We start from the raw sequence: 26,192 nt of genomic DNA, 5'->3' as shown, positions 1-26,192 counted from the left end.
GAATCCCCGCATGGTCGGCAGCGACCGTAGGGGATTTGTTTGTCTGCAAAGAATGATGAATTCCAGCATGCTATTAAGGGGGAGGTGCCGGCATGAAGCTGTACGTGGCAAGGCATGGGCAAACGGATTGGAACGCGGAGGATCGGATTTGCGGCATCTCGGACATTCCTTTGAACCGCCATGGGGTTGAGCAGGCACAGGCGCTTGCGGACAAACTGGCGGAATTTCGCTTGGCTGCCATCCTCTCCTCCCCGCTTGGCAGGGCGAGAGAAACGGCGGCAATCATCGCGCGGGCAGCCGGCTTGGATTATACGGCCGATGCGAGATTAATAGAACGAAACTATGGCGCATTCGAGGGTACTTCGCGGCATGCCGAAGCTTTCCGTCAGGCCAAACGGCAGTTTCCGGGCCGCCTGGACGGGGGCGAGTCTCTGCTGCAGGTCGGGTATCGCGTCTATGGATTAATCGAAGAAACGCGGGCGCGTTATGGCGGGCAATCGGTCCTGTTCGTGACGCACGGCGGTATCTGCAAGGTGATTCATTCGTATTTCAACGACTTATCGAACGAGGCATTTCATGCTTTTCATGCGAAGAATGGCGCGTTTCAGGCGTATGAATGCGGAGGGGACGACGGCAGTTTTACATGGAAATGATTTCATATGAAAGCGCGGCGATTGTGATACAATTCAAGAAAACACCAAAGAGGGAACTTACATGGAATGGAATGCAGGACCGATCTACAGCGCGCTCGTAATCGCCTTGATTATACTTGTTTATTCGAGAGAATACGGCGGTATACGGACCGTTCAGAATCAGATGTTCCGCATGACGTTGATGACTACGATCGTCTCTATGATCAGCCTATTGATATCGGTTGCCTTAAACGCGGAGATGACGAAGTACCCTCTGTTCTTGGTCGAACTGTTCAATGTGATCAGCAGAATCTCCATGACGGTGATCGCGCCGCTCTTCTTCTATTACACGATATCGATCATTTGGATGAACAGAGACGTTCTCTTCAAGTGGATCCGATTCACGGGCTGGTTGTATCTCCTGTTCGCGCTGATGATCGCGAGTTCTCCGTTTTCCGGGGTTATCTATACGATTTCGGGTGACCGCGACGTTAGTAAAGGGCCTTTATATAACCTCATGTACGCGATGCCTGCCTTCTATATTGCATTAATTATCATCGTGCTTTTCTATACGCGTCATAAACTATCCCGGCATTTGAACCTCGTTATTCTGTCTTTCCCTGTGCTGAGCCTTGGTTTTGTCGCGATTGAATATTTCTACCCGCATCTGCTGATTTCGAGCACCGCGGCGACCGCCTCCTTGGTTATTACGTATCTGTACATCCAAAACAAGAAAATTCTCGAAGATGATCTCACGGGCACGATGAACCGGCTGGCCTTTTCCAAAGTCGTAAGCATGCGTTTAGAAGATGAGAGTCCGTTCAAGATTATTCTGGTCAGCCTGGATGAATTTAAGAGCATCAATAATCAATACGGCGAACAGACGGGGGATCGTCTCCTGCAAGCCGTTTCCCGGTATTTAATGAATTTACAGCCGGGCGCGCATGTATTTCGCCTGTCGGGCGATGAGTTCGCGCTGCTGACAACCGTTGCCGATCAGCCATGCCTTATTCGAACGATAAGCGATCGGTTGTCGCGGAATTGGGATGTAGAAGGCATGAAGCTGTCCATCAGCGCCACGATTGCGGAGCTCAATATTCCGGAAGTAACGAATACGCTCGAAGATACGATTCATGCGTTGGAGTATTGCGTGCGCGAGGAGAAATCCCTTCATAGCAACAGCATGATTACGATTAATCGTGAGGCCTTGGACCGCATGCATCGGAAAAACAAAATTTACGAGCATTTGAAACAGCAGCTGTACAGACGCGAACTGGACGTCTTCTATCAACCTATTCACCATGTGCAATCCAACGGCTACCCGGTGTTTGAAGCGCTGGCAAGACTCGCGGTTCCGGAGCTCGGGCCGATCGCGCCGCCGGAATTCATAGCGATCGCGGAAGACAAAGGCTTGATTAACCAGTTGGGCGAAGTGCTGCTCGAACAGGTATGCAGAACGATCAAGAAGCTGGAGAACAGCGGGATTGAATTCCGGCACATCAATATTAACTTCTCGCCCATCCAAATGATGAACGACACGATCGTTTCGGAATTGGAGCGGGTTATTCGGACGGAAGGCGTCGACCCGTCCCGTATTCATCTGGAAATAACGGAAAGTGTCGTCATCGATAACTTTGACAAGGTAAGCCGCATCATGAACGACTTCAACCGTCATGGCATACAGTTCAGCTTGGATGATTACGGGACGGGCTATTCGAACTTATCCACTATCATTCATCTCCCCTTTGCGGGGATCAAGATCGACAAATCGCTGCTGTATCGCGCCTCGGAAAGTCAGTCGACGTTCGTTATCATTCAGGCCTTGTCTCGTTCCTTCCAGCAAATCCACAAGCATATCGTGATTGAAGGCGTTGAAACGGAGGCGCATATGAAGCTTGCCCGCGTGATCGGGTGCGACTATGTGCAAGGTTACTATTTCGCTAAGCCGATGACGGCGGACGACCTGATCATCTTTCTGCAAAATGCGTCCATCGCGTAATTCGAACAAGGCCATCCCGGGAAGGATGGCCTCGTTCGCTTAAAACCTGCCGATCGCCACAATGACGGCCAGCGCGATGAAGACGATGTTCACGCCGATCTCCCGGTACTCCTTGCGCTGAAGATGGAAGAGAGCGCCGAACAGGACGATCACGGCAAGTCCGATTGCGGCAATCGGGGTTATCGCAGGCGCGATATTCGTCGCTGAAGGCATGATGATGCCCAATGCCCCAATGATTTCAGCGCATCCGATAAAGGCCACGAGCGTTCGGGGAACATCATGTACCCAACCCCATGATGCTTTGGCCTGGTTATACTGAAACGCCTTCAGCCAGCCGGAGTAAATAAATCCGATTGCCGCAATGCCTTGCACGATCCATAACGCGATATTCATGAATGAAGCCAGCCTCCTGATTGCTTATTGATTGCCCGTTACAGGTATAATAGCCTCCATGCGCGATCGCAGTGAAGTAGGCATTTTAACTAAACCGAGTAAATAAAAAGTAACCATAACGTAAGCGGGGGGGACGATGGGCGATGAAATCGTATTGCAAGTTTGAATCGGCGCTGGATATTCTGATCGGGAAATGGAAGCCCATTATTCTGCTTCAGCTGATTTCGAACGGCACGATGAGATTCAGCGAGCTTGAGAAATCGATACCGGATATTAACAAACGGATGCTCACGCAACAATTAAGAGAACTGGAGTATAACGATATCGTGCATCGCGAAGCGTACAACCAAATCCCTCCGAAAGTCGAATATTCGATTTCAACTTACGGCCAAGGGTTAAGCGTCGTGCTGCAAGTATTGAACGACTGGGGAGAGTCCCATATCGAGCATATGAAGGAGTTGTACGGAGCCGAGAATGCGGAGAATGAGCCCGGGTGAAGAGCGCTGAGCAGCGAGAACGGCTGCCTTATCATTAATCCTATGGCAAGGAAGGAATTCCCATGTACCCGTATAATAGTATACTTATGCCTCGGAAAGGAGGATTCCCTATGTACGCTCACTGCTATAAAAAGCCGGTAAGAATCCGCCAGCTCCCTCAAACTTAAACATTTGAGGAGGGCATATATGAAAATTAATGGTTCGTATCTGAAGGAACAATTCAAGCATGTTTACTGGTTAAACGGCGGCTGTTGCGCGGGCAAGACCACAATGACGAAGAAATTCGTGGAGGAGTTAGGTTTTCAAACGCTTGAGGATGATGTCATGAAATATCGGCCATTCACGAGCCCTGTCGATTACCCTGCCCTTCAATATCCGCATCCCGGTCTGGATTGGGACAAATGGTTTAATAAGCCCAATGATGAGCATTGTGAATGGCTTTTCCAAATTGTCGAAGAAATGATGGAGTTTTACGTGGTCGATTTATTGAAAATGGCAACGGACAGACCCATCATAATCGATTTAGGCATCATGCCTGAGCGCATATTACCCTTTATCCCTAAAGAAAGAATGGTATGCCTCTTTACTTCTGATGAAGAAATAGAAAGGCTGTATTTCTTTCGGGAAGACCATAAGATGATTTTGGATGTGATTAACCTTACGGCTAATCCGGCAGAATCCATTAAAAATGGGAACAAGAACATGGTGAAATTCTCGCGAACCATTAGAGAGGCCTGTATAAACAATGGAATTAAGACCATTGAAAGAACGGCTGATTTGAGTGTGGAGGAACAGTTCCGCATCGTTCGTGAACACTTTGGCTTGTAGTAGACGCTTATGCTTGTGATCTGATGAAAGGGCCATCCGTCGAGGATGGCCCTAAATGTTAGAGAAGGCAAGAATTAACCACCTCATCACTTCTGTCTGCTGCATTTAAAACTCGAGAGTATGACTGGTTTTATCGCGCGGTTCCGTCTATATAGAGAGAGCTGCCAACGGAGGTGAGACGCGCATGGCGAACGAGGATCGGGAACGTGTACGCCAATCGGTCCAAGGGGATACGGAGGCTTTTCGCCAGCTGGTGGGGCGCTACGCGAATGCGGTTTTTGCGGCAGCCTACGCTAGACTGGGGAATCCGCACGATGCGGAAGACGTCGCTCAGGAAGTCTTCGTGAAGGCGTGGTACAATCTGTCCAGGTTGGAGGAGCCGGAGAAATTCGGCAGCTGGCTGATGAGCATCACGCGCCATACGGCAGAGGATTGGGCACGCAAGTTGAAGCCCGCGCAGGGGTTCGAAGAGGCGATGCTGATCGGTAACTCCGCGAACTTTACCGAAGAGTCAGTCCTGCGTCGCGAACAGCGGCAGATCGTGCGGGCTGCGCTTGAAGGGCTGGACGAGAAATACCGCCAAGTCACGACGCTGTATTACATTGGCGGGTACAACGCTAGGGAAATCGCTACGCTGTCCGACGTTAGTGTCAGCTTGGTAGAAAGCCGTCTGCGCCGGGCGAAGGCGATATTAAAGAAGGAGTTGGTTGCATTGGCAGAGCAAACGATGACGGATCAAGCACTAGGCACGGCGTTCGTAACGAAGGTGATGAGACGGATTACGGGACTTGCTTGCATTAATCTTCCGGTTCGCAATGTGGATGTCTCGGCTAGATGGTACGTTGAACAGCTGGGCGTTATTCTTCTTCGAGAGCCGACGCGGTTCGAACAAGGTGCAAATGCGATCATCCAGCTTGGCGAACATGGCCCAAGCGTGCTGATGCACGAGGAAGAAGAATTAACCCCGTTACATTTCACGCGCAACGGGAAGCCTGCTCCGATCTTCGAGCTTCGTACGGACGATGCGGACGCGTTCTATGCGCAGCTGCTGGAACAAGGGGCGACGGTCACGAATCGTTATGACAACGCCCCCTGCGGCAAGTATTTCCACGTGCATGATCCGGACGGCAATGTGATTACGATCGTAGAATAGCGAGGCCGTAATGACTGTGTGCCTCCATTCCGGGTTATTCTAACCATGAAGGAGCGATTTTCGCAGATGAACGTTGAAGAAGTGAAACGAATTAGCCAGGCCTCCAAGAACGAACGCTGGCCTTATCCAAGGACGTTTCAAGAATTGCTCGGCGCGGGGGTGACCGCCTACCGAACGAGCATCGCCGATGACCGTATCGTGTATATGGGAGCAGATAATCAGTATGAGGAGACGCATGCTGCGCCAACGGCGGCTCCGACGCTTGCGGTTGCGGAGCATTTTGAAGCCGATGCCGTGAAACGGGGATTGGAGCATCATCAACGCAACCGAACGCCTTTTTCGGATTTCTTGAAGGACATGGCCGATGCGGGCGTACACTATTACGAAGTGGATATGCTTGCGCGCACGATCAACTATACCAGCGGAAGGCCCGGAGAATCGTACGTGGAGGCTGTTCCGGCATTCGAAGCCACTCCCTGACTAGGAGTGGTTTTGTTTATTTCCCACATACTTCACCGAATACATATGCGTCTTCGTTAAATCGATCACCGCGTGGATGAATGCTTCCTGCGATTCTTTGAAGTCGTTGTGGATCCAGTGATGAATGAGCCCGTAGAAGCCATAGGCGGTGTAATGTTTAAAATAGTCCATGTCGACGGGGATGTTGTTAATCGTCTCGAATACGAATTGTTCCTTGTAAATTTTGTGGATGGTTTGCGGGAACCCCGTGTGCAGACCGGGTAACGTATCCTCGTATTTGATCAGCTCGAAGAAATGCCGGTGCTTGTAGATGTAGGCCACGATATTGAAGGAGTGCGAGTTTAGCTTGTCCGCATACACCTTCTGACCGGGAACGAACAGCTCGCCCACGGAGTCCTCCAGTCCTTGCAGCATCGAAGCGAGCGCGTCTTCGGCCAGTTCGATTTTATCTTGATAATGGACATAGAAGGTACTGCGGTTATAAGCCGCGCGGTCGACGATATCTTTGACGGTAACGGCATGGTAGCCCTTCTCCTTGATGAGCGATACAAATGCGGCGATGAGATGTTCTTTCGTCCGGTCACGCCGTTTGGTCGCCATAGTCTCTTCCTGATGCATGAGAATTCCTCCCCGAAAACGACATTCTTCTTCTAAGTGTCTACGAATTAGACAGTGCGCACGATCTTGATGATTGTCCGTTTCGGACAGAAGAGTACAATTAAATTGTGAACAAGATAGCGCGAATCGTCAGGGTATGACGCAGCGCGCTTTTTTAAAATCGTGTACGGGAGGAATCGACGATGGGCGGTCGATCTAAATGAAGAGAAGGGCAAAGCATTCGAGAACGAACTGAAGGCTCTCAATACCGAAGCGCTGTTCGTAAAAGCGAATATTACAAGCGAAGAAGAAGTAGCCCATATATTCAAGCAAACCGTTGAAACATTCGGTCAAGTCGACGTCGTATTCAACAATGCAGGCATCGGCCGCGTATCGCCTTCGCATGATTTGGAATACGCCGAATGGCGCAACACCGTAAACGTGGATCTGGACGGCGTGTTCCTGGTTGCGCGCGAAGCGATCCACGAAATGCTGAAAACAGGCGGAGGCACGATCGTCAATACAGCTTCCATGTACGGCTGGGTTGGTTCTCCGGGTTCGGCAGCCTACAACGCCGCGAAAGTCGGCGTAGTAAACTTGACGCGTTCGCTTGGACTGGAATATGCCGAGCAGAACATTCGCATTAACGCATTATGCTCAGGTTTCATCGATACACCCATCATTCCGGAAGAAAGCAAACAGGTGCTGGCAACGATGACGCCGATGAAACGTCTTGGCAAAGCGGAGGAAATGGCAAAGGCCGTGCTGTTCATGGCTTGCGACGATTCTTCCTTCATGACGGGCAACAGCTTGATCGTTGACGGCGGGTATACGACGCAGTAATTGCGGCGTGTTGGGTATTGTTTGCAATAAAGGACGATATAACGAACAGAGCAAATGGACCATCCTCGTCGGGATGGTTCTTTTGTTTGCTCGGCTTTCAAAGAAGAAAATTTACGCCTTGACATGGTAAATGCTTATGGGTACTATTTCCATAATCTAGATTGTGTGGAGGGTTAACGAATGGCAATCATGACGGATTCGAAAGGGAATATTTTTCTGGAATTCTTAGCGATGCAAGAGAACCAGCTCGATGCTGCCGCACTCGATGCCCCGCTGACACATGCCTTAATCGTAGTGAAGTGTCAGGACAAGTACCTGTTCATGCATAACAAGTGGAGAAATAGCTGGGAGTTGCCTGGCGGTATAATCGAAGAAGGGGAAACGGCCAGGGAATGCGTTGTAAGAGAATTACGTGAGGAAACCAATCAAAGCATCGCTGACGTCGACTTCAAAGGGGTAATGAAGTTCAGGCTTCAACCCAGTTACCATGGCCCGGAACGAACGGAGTATGGCGTTTTGTTTGCGGGTCGGCTAAGCCGGCTGGATGATTTCATCGAGAACGATGAAGCAAGTTCGATTGTTTTATGGGACGGGATATCGGATATTGGAGACATTGCCGAGATCGACAAGAAATTGATCGAGTTCTTCTAATTACGGGGAGAAGGGATGATAGGGTCATGACCGAAACGAACGACAATCCGAATGGTTCAAGGGATGAGCGAGAAGCCGGGGTCATCGAACAATTCAAGCAGGCGGTTAACGGCAGCGAACCGGAAGCTGCAGGACAGTTGCTGCAAAGCCATCCATGGCTTGCCGCAAGGATCGACGAACCATGGTTTGCTTTCGATGCGCCGGCGATTGTCATGTCAGCCAATCGAGGAAACCGTGACATGGTTGACGTGCTGCTGCAGCACGGGGCGGATATCAATGCCAAAAGCAGCTGGTGGGCAGGCGGATTCGGTGTCTTGCATCATGACCATGAAGGCCTATCCCGCTACCTCGTTGAGCGCGGTGCCAATGTCGACGCGCATGCCGCAGCTGCGCTGGGGATGCTGGACATCCTGCGGAAACTGGTCGAGGAAGACCCGCGCGTTGTCAATTTGCCCGGTCCGGACGGGCAGGTTCCTCTTCATTTTGCCAATACGCCCGAAATCATCGATTTCCTGCTGGATCACGGGGCCGACATCGATAAGAGAGATATCGACCACAACGGCACGCCGGCTCAATATGCGGTCAACAACCCGGACAAATGCAGATACTTAATTGAACGCGGTGCACGGACAGATATCTTCATGGCATGTAAACTGGGAGACGCCGGACTTGTCCGCCGTATGCTGAAGGAAGATCCCGATGCCCTGCATGCCCAGGTGGGAAAAGGGGAATTTACTGCCGCCGGCGGACATATCTATGCGTACCTGATCGGCGAGGCTGCGAAGCCGCTCTTCCTTGCGGAACGCCTAGGCCATGAGGACATTACGGAGCTGATGCAGCCGTACAGTTCTGCGGAACAGAATTTCCTGCTTGCTTGCATGCGGGCGCAAACAGAAACGGTCCATGATTTGCTTAACGATCATCCGGGCATGGTCCAATCCCTGCCGCCGGAAGAACAGAGTTTAATTGCGGATGCGGCATGGGAGCATAGAGCGGATGCCGTACGGCTCATGCTGGATGTCGGCTTTCATCCGGATGCGCGCCGCAATGACCGTTCGATGACGGCCCTTCATGGTGCCGCCGCGCAAGGAGACGAAGAAATCGTCCGCATGCTCATGAAACACGGTGCATCTCTGAACCTCCTGAATGCATTCGGGGCGACGCCCTTGAATAGCTGTATCTGGGGATCGATTCATATGCAAGATTCCGCAGGCGATTATGCGGCGGTCGCGGAGAGCCTCATCGAAGCAGGGGCCAAGCTTCCGGATCGGGCGGCGGGCAGCGAAACGGTGAAGAAGGTTCTTATTCGGCACGGTTTGTCGGTGTAAGAAGCTGCGCGAACGGAGCAGCGATCTTTTAAGCTTTCCCAACAGGGCCATCCCGTATAGGATGGCCTTCATATTTGCCGTTGCATCCCCTTCGGGGAAGTGTCGAATCCATGAAGAAATTGTAGAAATCTTGTATAATTTGGAATTTCCACTTACAATAATGATGCATTTATTCTGAAATGAATAGGATTGGAGTGGAGAGAGTGGGAAAGTGGGCTAAGGCTCTGGGGATATCTCTTGTTGCGATGCTGTTGTTGTTAGTACCGGTAGCGCAAGCCGCGGGAGTTTCCGTAAATGTCGACGGCAAAGTAGTGAAGAATGATGTAAGCGTAATCATCAAGAAAGGCACGATGGTGGCTCCGATCCAAGATATTGCGGAACCTCTGGGCGCTACATACAAATGGAATAAAACGACGAAATCGCTCGCGGTCACGAAGGGCAATACGATCGTCACCTTTGTGGAGAATTCGCTGAAGGCGTCCGTATCGGTCAATGCGAGCGTCAAAGAAGCTGCGATTGGACAGCCGCTTCAGACGGTGAACGGCGAACAACTCGTACCGATCCGTTTCCTGGCAGAATCGTTCGGGGCCAAATTGAATTGGGATCCTGCGCTGCAGCAGCTGCAGCTGGTCTTCGCTTCCGGTAAAGGCGAAAAAGGAAGCAAAGGCGACACGGGTGCAACGGGTGCAATTGGCGCGACGGGCGCGACAGGAGCTCCAGGTGCTCCAGGTGCTCCAGGTGCTCCAGGTGCAACAGGTGCAACAGGCGCTACTGGTTCTACTGGGGCTAAAGGCGCCACGGGTCCTGCCGGTCCGGCTGGACCGGCAGGAGCAGCCGGACCGCAAGGCGATCCGGGCCCGCAAGGTGCCGCAGGAGCAACCGGACCTGCAGGAGCAGTCGGCCCGCAAGGCGATCCGGGCCCGCAAGGTGCCGCAGGAGCAACCGGACCAGCCGGAGCAGCCGGGCCGCAAGGCGATCCGGGTCCGCAAGGTGCCGCAGGAGCAACTGGACCAGCCGGAGCGACAGGCCCTCAAGGGCCAGTAGGACCGCAAGGGCCGGCCGGACCGGCGGGCGACAGCTATTCCGGTCTAGGCTTCTCGGCTTCATTAATCGGAGCGACAGTGTCTAATACGGCAACACTCACGAATTGGACCACTTCGGCTCCGTATTTTACGGGGAATGGCTTCAATCCGGCAACAGGTCAATTTACGGTTCCCGCTACAGGAAAATATGCCATCAAGGCAACCGTGAATTACAGAACGACTTCCGCGGTTACTATCTCTCTCGGAGCGGGGGTCGATCCTTACTTTGCCGTTGAGCGCGTCAGCCCTGTTGCAGCGACGTTAGTATCCGGTTCAATCCCGATCTTCAATGTCAACGTCGCTCTAGTGCTCACGCTTAGAGCGCCGCTTGGCAGCTCGGCAGTCACGCTTGAAGGCGATGTGACACTGAATGCCGGCGATGTTCTGGAATTGAAGTATGAGGCAGACGGCATGACCCTTCCCCTAAACTTAGGAGACCCGTCGTCGCCCGTCGTCTGGTCGATTCATCAGCTAGGCAACTAAGATTAGCTTGTAATAAATGGCTCGATCGGCTTCGTATACAGGATGATGCAGCGTGCTGCTATATCATCCTGTTTGTCGTTCGCCGAAGCAGCGGCAGACAATTACATCTACCGCCGGTACCGCTGCCGGAATTCCTTCGGCCGCGTCCCCGCATGCTTGCTGAAGCAGCGCACGAAATACGAGAATGTCAGGAACCCGGTCGCTTCGGCGATCGAACCTACGGGATCAGCGGTGTGGATGAGCAGCTGCTTGGCCTGCTCGATCCGGTAACGGGTCAAGTAGTCGAGCGGCGTGCAGCCGAACGCCTTCTTCATGCACAGCGCGATATAGTTCGCGTGAAAATGCAGCTGCTCCGCCAGTTCCTTGTAGCTCACCTGCTCGCGGTAGCTGCGCCGCAGGAATGCGGCGGCTTCATCCGCCAATGCCAGCTGCGGATCTTTGGCCGCGGCGCTTCCTTCCTCTTGCAGCTGGAACAACAGCTGTTGAAAAGTCCCCTGCTGCTTGAAGCGGGCGCCGGTCTCCGCGGCGGCCTGCAGACGAAGCAGCTCCTCCAGCCATTCATACGCCATCTCCTTCGCGGCCAGTTCGCCGGAACGCGGCACATGAAACACGAAGGTCTCAATTTGCATATAAGGATCGGCATGAACGGGAGCCTCGTAGGGTTCCCGTTCCGTCACTTCGTTCCACGGGCCGAGCGTCTGGAAGTGCATCCAGTAGAAATGCGTTTCCTCGCTGCACGGCTTCGCCGTCCGATGGGGACGATCAGGCCGCAAGATCGCAAAGTGACCGGCGGGGATGGTCAGTTTCAGCCCGTCTTCCTCGAGAAATAAGCAGCCGCGCGTCGTCACGAGCAGGTCGAACACGCCGATGTCGGAGCGTGCGGCATGACTGCCGCCGTTCGGGTATACATCCTCGCCCGAAGTGATATAGTGCGGCATGGGCGGAGAGGTGAATCGGAACATTGCGATGCCAGCCCCTTGTGAATGATTTTCCTATAGTATAAGGAAATAGCGAGTATATGTGTAGGCCTCTGTCGCTGCTTCCGATGTTGTGATCGGTCAATAATTCGTTGTTATCGGCTATCGGCTCCTGCGCGGTCGCCGTGCTATATTCGGGTTAACGATGACGAAGGACAAGGGAGACGATGACAACATGACAACGACGACGAAAGCACGGGCGGCCTTTCAAGCGCTGCCGCTCGGTGCGGTCAAGCCGGCCGGCTGGCTGCGCAATCAGCTGCAAATTCAAGCCGACGGCTTCACGGGACATCTCGAGGAGCATTGGGGCGACGTCGGTCCGGACAACGGCTGGATCGGCGGTCAAGGCGAGAGCTGGGAGCGCGGACCGTACTACTTGGACGGCCTGCTGCCGCTGGCGTACGTGCTGGATGACGCGAAGCTGATTGCCAAGGCGCAGCGCTGGATCGAATGGTCCTTGAACAGCCAGCGGCCGGACGGGAATTTCGGGCCCGAGGGACCGATCCAGACCGTGAACAACGACCTGAACAAGAAGCAGGACTGGTGGCATTACATGATCATGCTGAAGGTGTTTACGCAGTATGAAGAGGCGACAGGAGACGAACGGGTCCTGCCTTTCCTGCGCAAGTTCTTCGGTTTCGTCCGCGGCACGATCGAGCAGCATCCGCTGGAGGGCTGGGCGAAAGCGCGCGGAGCGGAGCTTGTGCTGAGCGTGCAGTGGCTCTACCGCAAGACGGGAGATGAATCGCTGCTTGAACTGGCGCGTATCGTGGCCGGGCAGACGACGGATTGGACGGACGTGTTCCACGACTTCCCGTATTGGCGCAAGGTGGAGGAGTGGGATTGGACGACGCATGTCGTCAATGTGGCCATGGGCATCAAGGCGCCGGGCATCCGCTACGAGCTGAGCGGCACCGAAGCGGAGCATGCCGCGGTGCATCGCGGCATTGATAGCCTGATGACCTATCACGGTCAGGCGCACGGCATGTTCTCGGGCGACGAATGGCTGTCCGGCACGAGCCCGAGTCAAGGCGTCGAGCTGTGCGCGGTCGTGGAATATATGTACTCGATGGAACATCTGACGCGTGTCTTCGGCGAAGGCAGGTTCGGAGATATTTTGGAAAAGGTGGCGTTCAACGCCCTCCCTGCAACGATCTCGAAGGACTGGACCTCGCATCAATACGACCAGCAGGTCAATCAGATCGTCTGCAACGTCGCGCCGCGCAATTGGAGCAACGGCCCGGACGCGAATCTGTTCGGCCTTGCGCCGAACTTCGGCTGCTGCACGTCCAACATGCACCAGGGCTGGCCGAAATTCGCCTCCCATCTCTGGATGGGCGACGGCAGCGGCGGATTGGCGGCGGTATCGTATGCGCCGAGCGTAGTGAGCGCGTCCGTCGGCAGCGGAGCGGCGGCCACGATCCGTGTCGGCGGCGAATACCCGTTCCGCGAGACGGTGACGATGGGCGTGGAACTTGATCGTGCGAGCGAGCCGTTCGCGATCTCGCTGCGTATTCCGGCTTGGTGCGCGGCGCCCAGCTTGACGATTAACGGCGCTAACGTTGTCCTTAACGCGGTTAACGGGTACACCAAGGTCGAGCGGGAATGGAATAACGGGGACAGCCTTGCGCTGACGCTGCCGATGACCGTGACGACGACGTCCCGTAATCTGTATGCGATCAGCGTCGAGCGCGGGCCGCTCGTCTACGCCTTGCCGATTCAAGAGAACTGGCAGCTGCTGGAGAAGCGCGAGAAATTCCACGACTGGGAAATCTACCCCGGCTCGCCATGGAAATACGGCTTGCTGGCGGACAGCGCGTACGAGGTGAGCGAATTCGATGTGCCATACCAGCCGTTCGATGCGGAACGGGCGCCGGTTCGTCTCACCGCAAGCGGCAAGCTTGTGCGGGGCTGGAGGATGGAAGGCAACAACGCCGGCACGCCGCCGCTCTATCCGAACGTCGAAGGACAGGAGACGGCGGAGCTGACGCTCGTGCCGTACGGCAGCGCGCGCCTGCGCATCGGCGAATTCCCGCTGATCGGAGAGCGCGAGAAGGCGTGGAAGAAGCAGGGTTAACGGGGCGAAATATAAGCGCCGCGAACGTAGAGGGGGTGATCCCGGGAGACGTTCGCGGCGCTTTTGTTGTTGGCGGATCGCGGTAAGGAGAGTCGTTAAGGGAGGAGCGGCAACCCGAGTGTCGCCTGAGGTGAGGCTTGGCCTGCAGCCGTAAGTTAAAAGCATTTCCGTCGTTATGAGTTTGCTAGCATGACTAAACTGCGATTCCTTTCCTTCTGCTGCAGCAGCTAAATAAGATTGTTGCAATACAGGGCGAACTGTTACAATAGTTGGAAAAGTCCGCCTTGGGAGGCTCGTGAATGACAGGTTCACATTCTTACGCTGGTTTTGTCCGTGATGAACAAAGAAGCGAAGTACGGCTATATTTCTGGGTATCGTGACTTCGGTTCTGGGCTAGATTCCGTTCGCGGGCTGGTTTTTGCACCTCGTTTCCGCGATTCTGCTGATGATTTCGGCGGTTCAGCGCAGCAGAACGTAATAGGCTGCGAGAATCAGGATTAGGGAGATGAATCGGATTGCCGGGATTAACGAAACGAAAGATTAGGATAATTAAGGAATCCGCGGCAGTCCATCTCCTGCAGAGGAGGCTGAGCGTTTGTTTGGCGAAGACGGACAAAGCGCCTTGTTCGAGCAGCTTCGGCTGCAGTACGAATCAGACTTGCGAAGTTACTGCCGTATGCTGACTGGCACGCCTTGGGATGCGGAAGATTTGTACCAGGAGACGATGTTGAAATCGCTGCGCGCAAATGCAGCCTTTCTAAGCCACCTGGCGCCAAGAGCGTTCTTGTTTCGCGTTGCCTCTAACGCCTGGCTGGACGTTTGCCGCAAGCGCAAAGCCGATGTCCGGCTGCCGGTCGGTCATGAAGCACTGGCAAGCGAAACGGACACGTACTCCTTCGATACGGAGGCCGCGCTTCACCGGGGTTCGTAAGCGGCTGGCGGCGCTAGCGACCGAGACCAACGCAGCCGATTCGGGCGATACGTCTGCGGGAAGCGGCAGGGAAGATCGAGCGGCTTTGATCCGAAGCTTCCTCGAAGCGTTCCGCCGACAAGAGCCGATGGAGATTGCCGCGGCTTACCGTCTACTGGCCAAAGCCGGCATTCAGGCAGAACGGATGCTGCTGCAAGGAAAGCTGCATTTTACTTTCCGCGACCCCGAGGGGAATGCGTTCACGATTCTGGCCGAAAAAATTCGACCTAGGACTTGCTCGTCGCGTATCGTTTGGCGGCATTCTACCTTGTATTAAGAGCGTGCTATTACAATCCCGAAGGGAGCAGGACAATGCACATTCGGAATCGCATCAACACTTGTTTTATCCATTTGAAAGATATGGAGCGGGGGAAGGCGTGGTACAAATCGGTGTTTCCGTTCGAGGTCGAAGCCGAGGGGGAAGACTTCCTGTCCTTCCGCATGGAAGGCACGGGGCTCATGCTCCTGCGGTCCCATCACGAGACGATAATGCCGCTGCCGCATTCGGTCTTCTTCTTCGAAACTTCCGACGTGGAGCAGGTGTTCGAGGAGTTGACGGCGAAAGGCGTAGAGACGGACGGCATTCAGCCGTTCCCGGACGGCATGAGGGGCTGCCACGTCTTCGATCCGGAAGGCAATATGCTGTTGATTTGCACGCCGCCGAATGAAGCGTAACGACGCGAATGAACGAGGAGGATCAGTATGCTGCAACGTAAGCTCGGCAATACGGAATTGAGCATTCCGGTGATCGGTCAAGGAACTTGGAAGTTCGGTGAAGACAAGCAGCGGGAACGTCAGGAGATCGATGTGCTCCGGTATGGGATCGAGAACGGGCTGACGCTGATCGACACTGCGGAGGCTTATGCCGATGGAGGATCTGAGCGCGTCGTCGGTCAGGCCATCCAGGACGTAAGGGACAAGGTCTTCCTGGTCACGAAAGTAGCGACGGAGAACTGCTCCTATGAAGGCGTCCTGCAAGCGGCCGAGGGAAGCTTGGAGCGCCTGAAGACAGACCGCATCGACTTGTATTTGCAGCATTGGCCGAGCGATAAGTATGCCGTTTCCGAAACGATGTCCGCCATGGCCGAGCTGGTCAAGCGCGGGATGATCAAGCATGTCGGCGTCAGCAACTATAGCGTGCCGCTCATGCAAGAGGCGCAGCGCTGTCTGGGCGATGTTCCGCTGGCCTGCAATCAGGTACCGTATCACCTGAATGACCGGTTGATCGAGAACGAGCTGATACCGTATTGCAGGGAGAATGGCATCACCGTTATGGGTTACTCGCCATTCGGTTATGCGCCGCATGTCTTCGGCGGGAAAGGCTTCCCGGAGGCAGGCTCGCAGCAGCGTGAAGTATTGGATGCCATCGGCGCCCGGTATGGCAAGACGGCTTATCAGGTGGCGCTGAATTGGGTGCTGCGGCAGGAGGGGCTCGTTACGATTCCCAAAGCGGCAAGTCGGCCGCATATGAAGGACAATATCGAATCGGTCGGCTGGGAGCTTGGGCCAGATGATTTGGAACGGATTGAGGCAGCATTTCCAATTGAGCAGGCATAGGGGAATGAGGATCGAAAAGGACTCGGCCGGCGTCGTTAAGACGCCAGTGCGAGTCCCTTTTTATGGGAAAATAAATGGTTGCAAACTGCGGATTAATCGCTATAATGGGAATATATGTTCGTATCGAAGAGACTGTGGTAGAGAGGTGATCAACGGTTGCTGAATGAACGAGACATCATCCGCCTTGCTGCCGAGGATGATTGGATGCTGGAGGTTTTGCGCACTGCCCGGTCGTTAGGGCTGCCGGACTGGTGGGTATGCGCCGGCTTCGTCCGGTCCAAGATTTGGGATACGCTTCACGGCTTCGCGGAACGCACGCCGCTGGCCGACGTGGATGTTGTCTACTTCGATCCCGGCTGTCTGGACGAGGATGCGGAGAAGGAGCTGGAACGGAAGCTGGACGCTTTGATGCCCGGGGTTCCTTGGTCCGTGAAGAATCAGGCGAGGATGCATGTCGTGAACGATAATCCGCCTTATTCGTCGTCCGTCGATGCCATTTCGAAGTTCCCGGAGACGGTCACTGCGCTAGGGCTCGCGCTGGATGTAGACGACAGGATCATCTTGACGGCGCCTTGCGGAATTGAGGACGTTGTGAACATGACGGTCAGGCCGACGCCGTTATTCGCGCGTCCGGAGCTCGCGGCGGTCTATGAACGCCGCATCGCCAAGAAAGATTGGCAGCGTACCTGGTATCGAGTCCGGGTGGAGATGCCTGCTACTTAAGCTGCGTTGCTGCCTCCTGTAACGTGAAACGAATAAACGCGTAACGGAAGCCCGGACGGCGCGGGAACGATTACTGGCAGTTGCAGCTGCGCCGTTTAATGCGGAAGAGCTGCAGCTGCAGCACGTTGTTGCCGACTTGCGGCGTCATCGGCTCCGCGCTCAGGCCGGACACGTTCAGGATGACATTGCGATTAAACGCCGCGCGGGAAATACGCACCTCGTATTTGAACTCGACGCCGGAGACGTCGGCAAAGACGAAGTTGGAAGTGCCGGGGGCAAGCGACACGAGACATTTCGTCGTATTGCACGGCGACAGATTCAAGGCGACGGGCAGTCCGCTCGACCAGTCGAATACTTGGACGGTCATCCGGTTCGCGATCGTGGTGCCGAGATTGACGAGATCGACGAGCGCGTAGGTCGTATCGGGATTGCGCCGCAGAATCCCCGTGGAGAACACTGCCCGGGTTGTCGTTGCACGAGCTCCGACCATGCGCCTGTTCCGTTTGCGGCTCTGCGGTTTGGCGTTTCCGCTTGCCGCGGCCTTGCGCTGCTTGGATCTGCTGACCTCCGGCTTGCCCTGCGCGGACAACGTTCTTACCAGGCTGCTCTTCGCCATGCGGCTTCGAACCGAGCTGCCTTTAACGGCTTTGCCTGACGATCTTCGGATGATCTTCATCTTTCATCCCTGCTCTCTTCTCGTAATAGAATGCTGGATTGCAAGCTAGTACTAGTAGATGCAGGCAGAGACGGGGTTGCTAGGGTGATTGCCTCCGTCATGGATGTTTAGGGTGTAGATATAGCAAGGATAGACGCTATTCGCTAGGAAGCCAGACCTGTTGGATCACTGTATTGCCTTCGGAGTCCAGATAGGCCCACTTGTCCTGCGATCCGGTCCCCGCGCCGCCTTCGGTCTTCATGGCTGCGAGCCCTTCGGAGAATGCGGTCGTTTCATCGTACTTGGCTGGAATGACGAGCTTGCCTGATTTATTAATGAATCCGTACTTAGCGGGTGACGCTGCCGAATGAGGAGATAATAGAGCAAGAATCATCAAGAGACGTGCGGACCGCCGCGTTACAATTGAGTCAGTACAGGAGGGGGCTGGGCGCTCGGATGAGAACGGATTACTTGAAGCAGCTTCAAGCGGCGATCGACTACATCGAGGCGCATATGGCCGAGGAACTGTCGCTGTCGCGGATCGCGCAGGTTGCGCTGCTGTCGGACTATCATTTTCACCGCGTCTTTCAAGTGATGGCGGGCGATACGGTGATGGAGTACGTGCGCAAACGGCGGCTGGCGAAGTCGGCTTATCAAGTGGCCCACTCGGAGGAGAAGCTGCTCGACATCGCGCTGGAGAACGGGTTTCAGAATCATGAGACGTTCACGCGTGCCTTCAAGCGGATGTTCGACATGACGCCGGCCGAATATCGCAAACGGGGAATCCGGACCCCGGCATACGACAAGCTGAATGTACTGCAGCGCAAGTACAATCCTTATTTGGGAGGCATTCAAATGAATTTTCGATTAGAGACGAAACCGGCTTTCAAAGTGATCGGCTATGAGCTTCAAACGACGAGCGACGGAGAGAACCTCAAGCAGATTCCGGCTTTCTGGCAAGAATATATTCGCAACGGCTGGTCGCAGACGATTCCAAACCGCGTGCACAAGGACAGCCCTGTCGAGCTGGGCATTTGTCATGGCTTCAATATGGACGCGGGCACCTTCCTGTATTTGATCGGGATGGAAGCGGAGAACTTCGACAACGTGCCGGATGGACTGGTCTGCCGCGAGTTCGGAGAAGCGGAGTACGCGGTCTTCGCGACGCCGAAGGTGCCGGAACAACAATTCTCGAACTCGATTCAAAGCACCTGGCAGGCGATCTTCAACGAATGGTTCCCGCATTCCGGCTATGAACATGCAGGCAAGCCGGAATTCGAGCTGTACGACAGCCGCAGCGGTCCAGGCAATGAGACATGGGAAATGGACATTTATGTGCCTGTGAAACGCAAGAGCGAGCAAACGTAACACGGGATCGTGATAGGGAGCGAGACGATGGTAAGACGGTCGTGAGATGAGAACGAGACGATAGCAAATCGATCTTGCAGATGACCGGAGGAGAGAGGGATGCGGCCGCTGGCTGTGTCCCTCTTTTTCTGGTACCTGTGAATTGCCCTGCGAACTGCCCCGCGGCCCGGCAGGAATCGGCGGCCATGGTCCGAACCCTAGTAAGAGGCAGTTTTTCTTGGCGCGATGCCATGAAAGGGGAATCAAGGATGAACATCGGCAGAACCGTAAGGGAATGTATAGATCCAGCAAGGGCAAACCCGTTCGTGGAAGACGGGAGCCGCCGTCGATTTATGATCAGCCTCTATTATCCTGCGCTGCCGGCTGCCGGCTCGCATGCTGCATCGGAGAGGTATGCGGGGTTATTTCATCCCGGAGAGGAGGCGGCCGGGCGGTTTTTCGAAGCAATGGGTGCGAAACCGGCTGCTTTGGCGGCTATTCCAGTCGAGGTGCATCACGATGCGGCGCTTGCGACGGTGGAGTCCGCATACCCCGTCATCGTGTACGCGCCGGCTTTCGGCATAGAGAGGGACATGTACTGGTACAACGTGCGGCGACTTGTCGCCAGCGGATTTATGGTCGTGACCGTCGGCGCAGCGCATGAATCGGCGTTTACGGTTTTCCCGGACGGCGAAGAAGTCGGGCAGCAGAAGTCGCTGTCCGACCTCGTGTTCGAAGATCATGAAGCGTGGGAGGAGCTGCTGTGCGTTCGCACGGCGGATCTAGCGTTCGTGCTGGATCGGCTGCAAGAGTTGAACGAATCCGATGCGCTGCTCCGGCACGGCATGGATTTGGCGGCTGTCAGTCTTATCGGGCATTCGCTTGGGGGTGCTGCTGTCTATCGTGTACTGCAGCAACAGGTGACTTCAAGCAGGCCGCTAATCAAGGCAGGTGTCTTGTTAGACCCAAGCCTGCATCTGTTAGGATCCGATGCGAGTCCAATTCATTCACCTGTCCTTCTGTTAAGACAACAGTCTTCGAATCTGGATATGCTGCTGCAGCAAGGCTGGAGGGAGGTGCTGGCCCAAGCATTCATCCAGGGACAGCTGCAGCTTGCGGATGTGCTGGCAGCAGAGCGTTCTTTCATTCGCATTCACGGGGCCGGTCATCTTACCTTCTGCGATGTGCCAGCCTTGCTGGGCGACAACGAAACCGATGGCCGGCATCAAGTCATCAATGAGACGATCATTCGATTCTTGAACGAGTATGCCCGCGGCCGAACCGGTGAATATCGGGATCATATCGGCAGCATTTCAGGCGCGAGCCGCATCAGCGCGGAGGGCGACCTATTGCACTAGCAGCCATGCGAAAACAGCTGCAGCCTAGAAGCATGCACGCATGCTCCCGGACTGCAGCTGTTGTTTGGGTTACCGCTTGCGAATTTCGAAAAATTCGCAAGCGGAGCGATCGTGATACGCTACATCGCTGACGCTGGATTGGCTGACGACGGTGTTCTCGTCGAATCGGATGATAATGCCTCCGGAATCGACGATATGGTCGTCTTTGAAGACGCGAAGCTTGAACTGCCGTTCCATCGCCTCTTCGAAATCCGCGTCCGTTACGAGCCGGCGGTATAGGGCCATGCCGCTCCTCCTTCCTGATCCCGCATCGGCTGACTGTTACAGCTTGCGTTCGAAATGATAGTCCATGTCGCCGGCCATAGCGGCCGGGGTGTCCCCCGTCACGCGAAAATCATGGCTGTATAACAGCTCGAAGTCGCCGAAATCGACTTGCTTGTAGAACTCAAAGCAAGGAAACCCGTCGTGACTGCCTTTGACGTCCACGCTGCCGTCCTCGCCGTTCACGGTTATGCGCAGCATGTAATCGTAAGCCGGTTCTTCGGGCCGAATCGGGTTGGCGGCATGTGCTCGCATGACGAACGAGACGGACATCGCTTCCCATTCTTCTTCGTCTACCCGGACGCCATCCGTCGCAGCTTTGCCTTGCGAGAAGCGGGCGATGCCGTCAGGCGTCGATTGCTTGAGCGTGGTGTAGCCGGTGTTGGCGTACGTGAAGAGCTTGCGCTTCACGAAGTCGACGACGACCTCCTGCTCAACGCGCGAGCGCCCCGTGTTGACGGCATGCGGCGTGAACTCGCGCGCGTCGCCCGCATATTCCGAGATGATGCCGGTTTCCGGATCGCGCATGGCGGGTAGCCAATGCAGGCCGCCGATAAAGACGCTCCCGCGGATTTTCACAAGATCTGCCATAGCGAGGACTGCTCCTTTATTCGGAAAGATGTCCTCCTAGTGTAGCATACTCGTCGTCCGTATTCGCCTCCTTGCTTCCAGCCGCCACATATTTTCCCCCGGCATGAGACATATTACGTTCATGGAAATCCGTTGAAGCTGGGATAGAAAGTGGTGTAGACATTGATTAAACGTCGAGAGTGGATCATCATATTGGCGGCGCTGCTCATTGCGTCCGGGCTGGCGTTCCTGCGGCCTGCGGCTGCTTCGCCGGGCGGGGGACCGTTTCATTTTGGCTTTAAGAAGAGCGTCGGCGGTAACTTGCCTTCCATCAAGGAAGAAGGCTTTCAAGGCGTGTTGCAGCAGCACGGGGCGATTTTTCTCGGTGACACGACGCAGCGGGAGCTGTATTTGACCTTCGACAACGGGTACGAGAACGGCTATACGCCGGGTATCCTGGACGTGCTGAAGGCGAAGGGCGTGCCGGCGATCTTCTTCGTCACGGGCCACTATGTGAAAGACAAGCCGGAGCTCGTCAAACGAATGGTCGCTGAGGGGCATCTGATCGGCAACCATTCGTGGAGCCACCCCGATATGAGCGTTATTTCCAGCGGCCAGATCAGCACGGAGCTGGAGAAAGTGAAAACGGCAGTGGCCGACCTGACGGGGCAGAAGGAAATGACGTTCCTGCGTCCGCCGCGGGGCATCTTCACCGATCGCGTGCTCGCCGTCAGCAAGGAGCAGGGCTATACCAGCGTGTTCTGGTCGGTCGCGTATCGGGATTGGGAGCCAAGCGCGCAGCGGGGCTGGAAATACGCCTTTGACAACGTGATGGCGCAGCTTCATCCCGGCGCGGTCATTCTGCTGCATTCGGTATCGAAAGACAACGCCGATGCGCTCGGCCGCATCATCGACGCGGCCCGCGAGAAAGGGTATACGTTCAAGCCGCTCAATGAGCTGGCGAGCAAGACGTACTAAGAGCCAGATACAGAAAAGCCTTATCCCAATATTGCTATCGGGATAAGGCTTTTCTGGTTGTAGCCTATGTCGCATAAGTGCGAATGAGAAATTATTTCTGGGTTGCGAGCCACGCATCGAATTGCTTCTGCTTCTCTGCGATAACTTTTTCGACGCCAGCTGATTTGAGTGCAGCGACGTATTCTGGCAGCACCTTGTTAGGATCGACAGAGCCTGTTTCAAGCGCTCTCTGATACTGCTTCGTTACGTTAGCCAGAGCGCCGACTTCCGCTTTGACATTGTCGCTGTTGAATACGAAGCCAAGAGCAGGAGACGAGATAGCGTTTGCGTTGAACTCTTTGAATTTCGCCCATTTGTCCGGATCTTCCGTATTCCAAACGTAGTTCAGGAATTGGTTGCCAAGCTCCCATGCAACGCCTGGCGAGTATTGCGGCGTTTGATCCGTCGGTGTCATGATTTCGCCGCTGCGCGTATAGTGCGTGCCTTCGATGCCGAAGTTGAGCAGGTTGACGATATCTTTGTCCGTGTGCAACAGATTGATGAACATCATGGCGCGATCCGGATCTTTGGACGTCGACGAGATGGCGAGCATCGCTCCTGCCGTTTCGCCAGTGGAAACCGTTTTATCTGTCAGGTAAATTTCAGCAAGCTTGCCGCCAATTCCTGCAGCGTTGGCGAGCTCCGCGTCTTTACCTGGTTTGAGCGGTTGGAACGTCAAGAAGACGTTGCCGCCTTTATAGGCGTCGCCGCTGGATAGTTGCGACGTTGCGGCATCCTTATTGATGTAGCCCTTCTGGAACCAATCGTGAGCTAGATTCAGGTAGCTTTTGTATGCATCGGATTCTTCATTCATCTTAACTGTAGTATCTGTGCCTGTTTTGGAGATGACACCCGGAATCGTAGCGTCGCCAAGGTTGTCGAGCACGCTCTGCTGGAAGCCGCCTGTCGTGTACAGTGGAATCATGTCCGGCTTCTTCTCTTTGATCGTCTTGAAGATGGGGTCCAGGTCTTCCATCGTTTTCACGGTGCTCATATCGATTCCGAGCTCATCGGCGATATCTTTGCGGTAGACGATGCCGGAAGCGGCAGCCATCTCTTTGTTCGTTGGGACACCGTAGTTGTGGCCGTCGATCTTAGAGCCTTCAAGGAACGCAGGGTCGAGGGAGCTGAGAATGCCTTGACCGTATTTCTGCAGCAAATCGTCGAGCGGGAGGAATGCGCCCTTGGCTACGTTCTTGGAATAGCCGTTCCATTGCGCAGTGAACAGAATGTCCACAGGCTCGCGGGAAGCGATGGTGAGATTCATTTTGTCATCCCACGCACCCCAGTCGATAGGCGCGAGATCGATCGTGGCGTTGATTTTTGGTTCGAGCAGCTTGTTCAGCGCTTCTTCGACCTTCGCTTCATCCGGCTGCGGCGGTCCTTCGTAAATCATCTTCAGCTTGTAAGGCTTGAGTTTAGATACATCTGTCGCGTCTGCAGACTGATTGTCATTGGCAGCCTTCGTGTCATTGGCAGCCTTGGTGTCATTGGCAGCATTGCTTGCAGTATTTCCGTTGTCATTGTTTGAGCTGCCGCAAGCGGAAAGAACGAGCGACATGCCGAATAATCCGACGAGTGCAGCTGCTGCTGGGCGTTTCATCTTTGTCATTAGGTTGACCTCCCATAATGATAGTTGCTATGGTTATCCGGTTGCCCGGTTGAAGCCGAATAGAGGTTGCGCTACTGCTCTGGGCTCAGCCTTTAACAGCGCCGACGGTAAGCCCTCGGATGAAATACTTCTGGAAGAACGGGTACGCCAATACGATCGGGCCGATACCGACGATGACCATGGCCATGCGCACCGTTTCACTAGGGAAATTGACCATGCCCCCGGCAGCGGCAATTGCTTCGCGAGCGGTCGAGTTGTTAGCGAGATACTGGATGTTCGCCATCATTTTGTACATCAGGTATTGGACGGAAATGTTGTGCTCGCCCGAAATGAAGACGAGACTGAGGAACCAGTCATTCCAGTAAGCGAGCGTCTGGAATAGGGCTACCGTAGCGAGAACCGGCATGGACAAGGGCAATACGATCTGCCAGAAGATGCGCAGCTCGCCCGCGCCGTCGATCTTCGCGGATTCCAGTACCTGTCCGGGAATCGTCTGCTGGAAGAAGGTTCGCGTAACGAGCACCCAGAAAGCCGACATCAGATTCGGCATGATGAGCGCCCAGAGCGTATCCTTCAAGTCCAGGAACTGCACGTAGACGAGATACCAAGGAACGAGGCCGCCTGAGAAGAGCATCGTGAAGAAGGCGAAGAAGGTGAACCACTTGCCCGGCTTGAAATTCGGCCGTGAGATCGGATAGGCGTACAAGGCGATAATGATCATGCTGAGTGCAGTGCCGACGACAGTGACGAAGATGGAAATGCCGTACGAATGAATGATCTGGCCGATATCGTTGCCGAGAAACCGGTAAGCCGCGAGGCTGAAATGGTCAGGCCAAAATTTATAGCCGCCGCTGATGATCGAAGCTTCATCGGAGAAGGAAACCATGACGAGCAGCACGAGCGGAATCAGGCACAAAATCGAGTAGATGGAGAAAAACAATTGGATGCCGATGGCGACAGGGGCGGCCAAGGTGTTCTTGGGATTGGAAGTCGCTTGTGCCAAAGCAGTGTTCGAATGAGCCATAGGTATCTCCTTTCTAGAACAGCGCGTTCTCGCGATTGTATCGACGAACGACCCAGTTGGCGAGGAATACAAGCAAGAAGCCGACGACGGACTGCAGAAGGCCGGCCGCGGAAGACAATCCGATGTCGCCGACGGTTAGGAATTGACGGTATACGTAGGTGTCGATAACGTTTGTCACCGGGAAGAGCACGCCGGACTCGCGCGGCACTTGGAAGAACAAGCCGAAGTCCGCGTTGAAAATCCGGCCGACCTGCAGCAGCGTGACGATTGTCAGTACCGGGGTAATAAGCGGAATCGTAATGCTCTTCATTTGCTGCCATTTGGACGCGCCGTCGATTGTCGCGGCTTCGTAATATTCTTCGTCGATGCCGATGATAGCGGCCATGTACATGACAGTGTAGTAGCCCATCCCCCGCCATAGATTAACAAGCGGAAGAATAATCGGCCACACTTCCTTGGTGAAATACCAGCGGACCGGTTCCAGATGAAGCGCCGGCAGCAGGGAGCTGTTCATGAAGCCGTGCTCGTCGCTCAGGAAGCCGAATACGAGATAAGACATGACGATCATGGACAGGAAGTAAGGCAGAAACATAACCGTCTGGTGCAGCTTGGAAAGAAAGCGGTTACGCATTTCATTAAGCATCAGCGCGAATGCCAGCGGAACGACCAGATTGAGTACGATGAACAAGGAGTTGTACCCAAGCGTATTGCGCGTAATGATCCAGGCGTCTTTCGTCTTGAACAGATAGCTGAAGTTGCTTAGACCGGACCAAGGGCTTCCCAGAATGCCATCCGTGTAATTGACGGTCTTAAACGCGATGATAATGCCGAACATCGGCAGGTAGTTGTTGAGCACGAACAGAATAACACCGGGCAGCAGCATAAGGTAGAACATCCAATAGTTCCTTATGTGCAGCATCAGAGCCTGTGTCCGTTTCTTCGACATAGGTTCGCTAATCGGAATCGTTTCGATTTGCGCCATCGTCTTGCCTCCTTCGTGAACTATGCTGTAATCCAT

Annotated in this window: 29 protein-coding genes and 1 pseudogene; 20 read left to right on the top strand and 10 right to left on the bottom strand. The window is 54.5% G+C overall.

Annotated elements, in window-relative coordinates; genetic code table 11:
• Positions 1-92 precede the first annotated feature (92 nt).
• Positions 93-653: a histidine phosphatase family protein gene (locus tag GZH47_RS13395; RefSeq protein WP_162640540.1), complete on the top strand. Its 561-nt coding sequence runs from the start codon at positions 93-95 to the stop codon at positions 651-653.
• A 61-nt stretch (positions 654-714) separates the two neighbouring features.
• The gene (locus GZH47_RS13390) at positions 715-2,631 is read left to right on the top strand and encodes a putative bifunctional diguanylate cyclase/phosphodiesterase (RefSeq protein WP_162640539.1); all 1,917 of its coding nucleotides are present in this window, start codon (positions 715-717) and stop codon (positions 2,629-2,631) included.
• Positions 2,632-2,670: 39 nt separating this feature from the next.
• Here the strand turns inward: GZH47_RS13390 and GZH47_RS13385 are convergent, their stop codons facing one another.
• Complete coding sequence (locus GZH47_RS13385) at positions 2,671-3,024, bottom strand: DoxX family protein (RefSeq protein WP_162640538.1); 354 nt, start codon at positions 3,022-3,024, stop codon at positions 2,671-2,673.
• 143 nt (positions 3,025-3,167) lie between these two features.
• Here GZH47_RS13385 and GZH47_RS13380 point away from each other — a divergent pair, with 143 nt between their 5' ends.
• The 4 genes from GZH47_RS13380 (at position 3,168) to GZH47_RS13365 (ending at position 5,982) form a co-directional block, all read left to right on the top strand.
• Positions 3,168-3,521, top strand: a complete 354-nt coding sequence (locus GZH47_RS13380; RefSeq protein ID WP_162640537.1) for a winged helix-turn-helix transcriptional regulator — start codon at positions 3,168-3,170, stop codon at positions 3,519-3,521.
• A 186-nt stretch (positions 3,522-3,707) separates the two neighbouring features.
• Positions 3,708-4,349 (top strand): DEAD/DEAH box helicase family protein, encoded by a 642-nt coding sequence (locus GZH47_RS13375; RefSeq protein WP_162640536.1) that lies wholly within the window; start codon positions 3,708-3,710, stop codon positions 4,347-4,349.
• A 184-nt stretch (positions 4,350-4,533) separates the two neighbouring features.
• The gene (locus GZH47_RS13370) at positions 4,534-5,502 is read left to right on the top strand and encodes a sigma-70 family RNA polymerase sigma factor (protein ID WP_162640535.1); all 969 of its coding nucleotides are present in this window, start codon (positions 4,534-4,536) and stop codon (positions 5,500-5,502) included.
• A gap of 66 nt (positions 5,503-5,568) precedes the next feature.
• Entirely contained in the window at positions 5,569-5,982 is a 414-nt protein-coding gene (locus GZH47_RS13365; protein WP_162640534.1) for a DUF1398 family protein, read from the top strand.
• Here the strand turns inward: GZH47_RS13365 and GZH47_RS13360 are convergent, their stop codons facing one another.
• Positions 5,983-6,600 carry a TetR/AcrR family transcriptional regulator gene (locus tag GZH47_RS13360; RefSeq protein WP_162640533.1) on the bottom strand — a complete coding sequence of 206 codons (618 nt, stop codon included), beginning with the start codon at positions 6,598-6,600 and terminating at the stop codon, positions 5,983-5,985.
• 189 nt (positions 6,601-6,789) lie between these two features.
• Here GZH47_RS13360 and GZH47_RS13355 point away from each other — a divergent pair.
• From GZH47_RS13355 to GZH47_RS13340, 4 genes and pseudogenes are all read left to right on the top strand, one after another.
• Positions 6,790-7,422: pseudogene (locus tag GZH47_RS13355) on the top strand (SDR family NAD(P)-dependent oxidoreductase); the annotation flags it as partial.
• Between the two features lie 180 nt (positions 7,423-7,602).
• Positions 7,603-8,073: an NUDIX domain-containing protein gene (locus tag GZH47_RS13350; RefSeq protein ID WP_162640532.1), complete on the top strand. Its 471-nt coding sequence runs from the start codon at positions 7,603-7,605 to the stop codon at positions 8,071-8,073.
• 26 nt (positions 8,074-8,099) lie between these two features.
• Entirely contained in the window at positions 8,100-9,401 is a 1,302-nt protein-coding gene (locus GZH47_RS13345) for an ankyrin repeat domain-containing protein (protein ID WP_162640531.1), read from the top strand.
• A gap of 245 nt (positions 9,402-9,646) precedes the next feature.
• Entirely contained in the window at positions 9,647-10,966 is a 1,320-nt protein-coding gene (locus GZH47_RS13340; protein ID WP_192043607.1) for a stalk domain-containing protein, read from the top strand.
• A 107-nt stretch (positions 10,967-11,073) separates the two neighbouring features.
• On the opposite strand, the gene GZH47_RS13335 is transcribed toward GZH47_RS13340, so the two are convergent.
• Positions 11,074-11,928: a helix-turn-helix domain-containing protein gene (locus tag GZH47_RS13335; RefSeq protein WP_162640530.1), complete on the bottom strand. Its 855-nt coding sequence runs from the start codon at positions 11,926-11,928 to the stop codon at positions 11,074-11,076.
• 190 nt (positions 11,929-12,118) lie between these two features.
• On the opposite strand from GZH47_RS13335, the gene GZH47_RS13330 reads away from it, so the two are divergent.
• From GZH47_RS13330 to GZH47_RS13300, 7 genes are all read left to right on the top strand, one after another.
• Positions 12,119-14,020: a beta-L-arabinofuranosidase domain-containing protein gene (locus tag GZH47_RS13330; protein WP_162640529.1), complete on the top strand. Its 1,902-nt coding sequence runs from the start codon at positions 12,119-12,121 to the stop codon at positions 14,018-14,020.
• A gap of 336 nt (positions 14,021-14,356) precedes the next feature.
• Positions 14,357-14,521: a hypothetical protein gene (locus GZH47_RS13325; RefSeq protein ID WP_162640528.1), complete on the top strand. Its 165-nt coding sequence runs from the start codon at positions 14,357-14,359 to the stop codon at positions 14,519-14,521.
• A 94-nt stretch (positions 14,522-14,615) separates the two neighbouring features.
• Positions 14,616-14,951: an RNA polymerase sigma factor gene (locus GZH47_RS13320; protein WP_162640527.1), complete on the top strand. Its 336-nt coding sequence runs from the start codon at positions 14,616-14,618 to the stop codon at positions 14,949-14,951.
• An 85-nt stretch (positions 14,952-15,036) separates the two neighbouring features.
• The gene (locus GZH47_RS13315; RefSeq protein WP_162640526.1) at positions 15,037-15,267 is read left to right on the top strand and encodes a hypothetical protein; all 231 of its coding nucleotides are present in this window, start codon (positions 15,037-15,039) and stop codon (positions 15,265-15,267) included.
• 35 nt (positions 15,268-15,302) lie between these two features.
• Positions 15,303-15,665 carry a VOC family protein gene (locus GZH47_RS13310; protein WP_162640525.1) on the top strand — a complete coding sequence of 121 codons (363 nt, stop codon included), beginning with the start codon at positions 15,303-15,305 and terminating at the stop codon, positions 15,663-15,665.
• A gap of 27 nt (positions 15,666-15,692) precedes the next feature.
• Complete coding sequence (locus GZH47_RS13305) at positions 15,693-16,547, top strand: aldo/keto reductase (protein ID WP_162640524.1); 855 nt, start codon at positions 15,693-15,695, stop codon at positions 16,545-16,547.
• Between the two features lie 204 nt (positions 16,548-16,751).
• Positions 16,752-17,270, top strand: a complete 519-nt coding sequence (locus tag GZH47_RS13300; RefSeq protein WP_162645234.1) for a nucleotidyltransferase family protein — start codon at positions 16,752-16,754, stop codon at positions 17,268-17,270.
• Between the two features lie 70 nt (positions 17,271-17,340).
• On the opposite strand, the gene GZH47_RS13295 is transcribed toward GZH47_RS13300, so the two are convergent.
• Positions 17,341-17,946 carry a hypothetical protein gene (locus tag GZH47_RS13295; RefSeq protein ID WP_225446473.1) on the bottom strand — a complete coding sequence of 202 codons (606 nt, stop codon included), beginning with the start codon at positions 17,944-17,946 and terminating at the stop codon, positions 17,341-17,343.
• A 136-nt stretch (positions 17,947-18,082) separates the two neighbouring features.
• Complete coding sequence (locus GZH47_RS13290) at positions 18,083-18,319, bottom strand: WG repeat-containing protein (protein ID WP_162645232.1); 237 nt, start codon at positions 18,317-18,319, stop codon at positions 18,083-18,085.
• 62 nt (positions 18,320-18,381) lie between these two features.
• Between GZH47_RS13290 and GZH47_RS13285 the strand changes: the two genes are divergently transcribed.
• Entirely contained in the window at positions 18,382-19,293 is a 912-nt protein-coding gene (locus tag GZH47_RS13285; RefSeq protein ID WP_162640523.1) for an AraC family transcriptional regulator, read from the top strand.
• 332 nt (positions 19,294-19,625) lie between these two features.
• Positions 19,626-20,630 carry an alpha/beta hydrolase gene (locus GZH47_RS13280; protein WP_162640522.1) on the top strand — a complete coding sequence of 335 codons (1,005 nt, stop codon included), beginning with the start codon at positions 19,626-19,628 and terminating at the stop codon, positions 20,628-20,630.
• Between the two features lie 69 nt (positions 20,631-20,699).
• Here GZH47_RS13280 and GZH47_RS13275 read toward each other — a convergent pair whose 3' ends face one another.
• Complete coding sequence (locus GZH47_RS13275) at positions 20,700-20,915, bottom strand: hypothetical protein (protein WP_162640521.1); 216 nt, start codon at positions 20,913-20,915, stop codon at positions 20,700-20,702.
• Between the two features lie 36 nt (positions 20,916-20,951).
• Positions 20,952-21,542 carry a DUF3238 domain-containing protein gene (locus GZH47_RS13270; protein ID WP_162640520.1) on the bottom strand — a complete coding sequence of 197 codons (591 nt, stop codon included), beginning with the start codon at positions 21,540-21,542 and terminating at the stop codon, positions 20,952-20,954.
• A gap of 165 nt (positions 21,543-21,707) precedes the next feature.
• Between GZH47_RS13270 and pdaA the strand changes: the two genes are divergently transcribed.
• The gene (gene pdaA, locus GZH47_RS13265) at positions 21,708-22,499 is read left to right on the top strand and encodes a delta-lactam-biosynthetic de-N-acetylase (RefSeq protein WP_192043636.1); all 792 of its coding nucleotides are present in this window, start codon (positions 21,708-21,710) and stop codon (positions 22,497-22,499) included.
• Between the two features lie 91 nt (positions 22,500-22,590).
• Here the strand turns inward: pdaA and GZH47_RS13260 are convergent, their stop codons facing one another.
• From GZH47_RS13260 to GZH47_RS13250, 3 genes are all read right to left on the bottom strand, one after another.
• On the bottom strand, positions 22,591-24,150 hold the full coding sequence (locus tag GZH47_RS13260) for an ABC transporter substrate-binding protein (protein ID WP_162640518.1): 1,560 nt from the start codon (positions 24,148-24,150) through the stop codon (positions 22,591-22,593).
• Positions 24,151-24,235: 85 nt separating this feature from the next.
• Positions 24,236-25,174 carry a carbohydrate ABC transporter permease gene (locus GZH47_RS13255; RefSeq protein WP_162640517.1) on the bottom strand — a complete coding sequence of 313 codons (939 nt, stop codon included), beginning with the start codon at positions 25,172-25,174 and terminating at the stop codon, positions 24,236-24,238.
• A gap of 13 nt (positions 25,175-25,187) precedes the next feature.
• Positions 25,188-26,156, bottom strand: a complete 969-nt coding sequence (locus tag GZH47_RS13250) for an ABC transporter permease (RefSeq protein WP_404823785.1) — start codon at positions 26,154-26,156, stop codon at positions 25,188-25,190.
• Between the last annotated feature and the right edge of the window lie 36 nt (positions 26,157-26,192).

Origin of the sequence: Paenibacillus rhizovicinus, assembly GCF_010365285.1 — a bacterium.
Lineage (GTDB): Bacteria > Bacillota > Bacilli > Paenibacillales > Paenibacillaceae > Paenibacillus_Z > Paenibacillus_Z rhizovicinus.
This window is presented reverse-complemented; position numbering and strand designations above follow the sequence as displayed.

Excerpts from the sequence above, each read along its gene's own strand:
- GZH47_RS13395 (WP_162640540.1), top strand. The coding sequence starts at position 93 with ATGAAGCTGTACGTGGCAAGGCATGGGCAAACGGATTGGAACGCGGAG.
- GZH47_RS13390 (WP_162640539.1), top strand. The coding sequence starts at position 715 with ATGGAATGGAATGCAGGACCGATCTACAGCGCGCTCGTAATCGCCTTG.
- GZH47_RS13385 (WP_162640538.1), bottom strand. The coding sequence starts at position 3,024 with ATGAATATCGCGTTATGGATCGTGCAAGGCATTGCGGCAATCGGATTT.
- GZH47_RS13380 (WP_162640537.1), top strand. The coding sequence starts at position 3,168 with ATGAAATCGTATTGCAAGTTTGAATCGGCGCTGGATATTCTGATCGGG.
- GZH47_RS13375 (WP_162640536.1), top strand. The coding sequence starts at position 3,708 with ATGAAAATTAATGGTTCGTATCTGAAGGAACAATTCAAGCATGTTTAC.
- GZH47_RS13370 (WP_162640535.1), top strand. The coding sequence starts at position 4,534 with ATGGCGAACGAGGATCGGGAACGTGTACGCCAATCGGTCCAAGGGGAT.
- GZH47_RS13365 (WP_162640534.1), top strand. The coding sequence starts at position 5,569 with ATGAACGTTGAAGAAGTGAAACGAATTAGCCAGGCCTCCAAGAACGAA.
- GZH47_RS13360 (WP_162640533.1), bottom strand. The coding sequence starts at position 6,600 with ATGCATCAGGAAGAGACTATGGCGACCAAACGGCGTGACCGGACGAAA.
- GZH47_RS13350 (WP_162640532.1), top strand. The coding sequence starts at position 7,603 with ATGGCAATCATGACGGATTCGAAAGGGAATATTTTTCTGGAATTCTTA.
- GZH47_RS13345 (WP_162640531.1), top strand. The coding sequence starts at position 8,100 with ATGACCGAAACGAACGACAATCCGAATGGTTCAAGGGATGAGCGAGAA.
- GZH47_RS13340 (WP_192043607.1), top strand. The coding sequence starts at position 9,647 with ATGCTGTTGTTGTTAGTACCGGTAGCGCAAGCCGCGGGAGTTTCCGTA.
- GZH47_RS13335 (WP_162640530.1), bottom strand. The coding sequence starts at position 11,928 with ATGTTCCGATTCACCTCTCCGCCCATGCCGCACTATATCACTTCGGGC.
- GZH47_RS13330 (WP_162640529.1), top strand. The coding sequence starts at position 12,119 with ATGACAACGACGACGAAAGCACGGGCGGCCTTTCAAGCGCTGCCGCTC.
- GZH47_RS13325 (WP_162640528.1), top strand. The coding sequence starts at position 14,357 with ATGAACAAAGAAGCGAAGTACGGCTATATTTCTGGGTATCGTGACTTC.
- GZH47_RS13310 (WP_162640525.1), top strand. The coding sequence starts at position 15,303 with ATGCACATTCGGAATCGCATCAACACTTGTTTTATCCATTTGAAAGAT.
- GZH47_RS13305 (WP_162640524.1), top strand. The coding sequence starts at position 15,693 with ATGCTGCAACGTAAGCTCGGCAATACGGAATTGAGCATTCCGGTGATC.
- GZH47_RS13300 (WP_162645234.1), top strand. The coding sequence starts at position 16,752 with ATGCTGGAGGTTTTGCGCACTGCCCGGTCGTTAGGGCTGCCGGACTGG.
- GZH47_RS13295 (WP_225446473.1), bottom strand. The coding sequence starts at position 17,946 with ATGAAGATCATCCGAAGATCGTCAGGCAAAGCCGTTAAAGGCAGCTCG.
- GZH47_RS13290 (WP_162645232.1), bottom strand. The coding sequence starts at position 18,319 with ATGATTCTTGCTCTATTATCTCCTCATTCGGCAGCGTCACCCGCTAAG.
- GZH47_RS13285 (WP_162640523.1), top strand. The coding sequence starts at position 18,382 with ATGAGAACGGATTACTTGAAGCAGCTTCAAGCGGCGATCGACTACATC.
- GZH47_RS13280 (WP_162640522.1), top strand. The coding sequence starts at position 19,626 with ATGATCAGCCTCTATTATCCTGCGCTGCCGGCTGCCGGCTCGCATGCT.
- GZH47_RS13275 (WP_162640521.1), bottom strand. The coding sequence starts at position 20,915 with ATGGCCCTATACCGCCGGCTCGTAACGGACGCGGATTTCGAAGAGGCG.
- GZH47_RS13270 (WP_162640520.1), bottom strand. The coding sequence starts at position 21,542 with ATGGCAGATCTTGTGAAAATCCGCGGGAGCGTCTTTATCGGCGGCCTG.
- GZH47_RS13260 (WP_162640518.1), bottom strand. The coding sequence starts at position 24,150 with ATGACAAAGATGAAACGCCCAGCAGCAGCTGCACTCGTCGGATTATTC.
- GZH47_RS13255 (WP_162640517.1), bottom strand. The coding sequence starts at position 25,174 with ATGGCTCATTCGAACACTGCTTTGGCACAAGCGACTTCCAATCCCAAG.
- GZH47_RS13250 (WP_404823785.1), bottom strand. The coding sequence starts at position 26,156 with ATGGCGCAAATCGAAACGATTCCGATTAGCGAACCTATGTCGAAGAAA.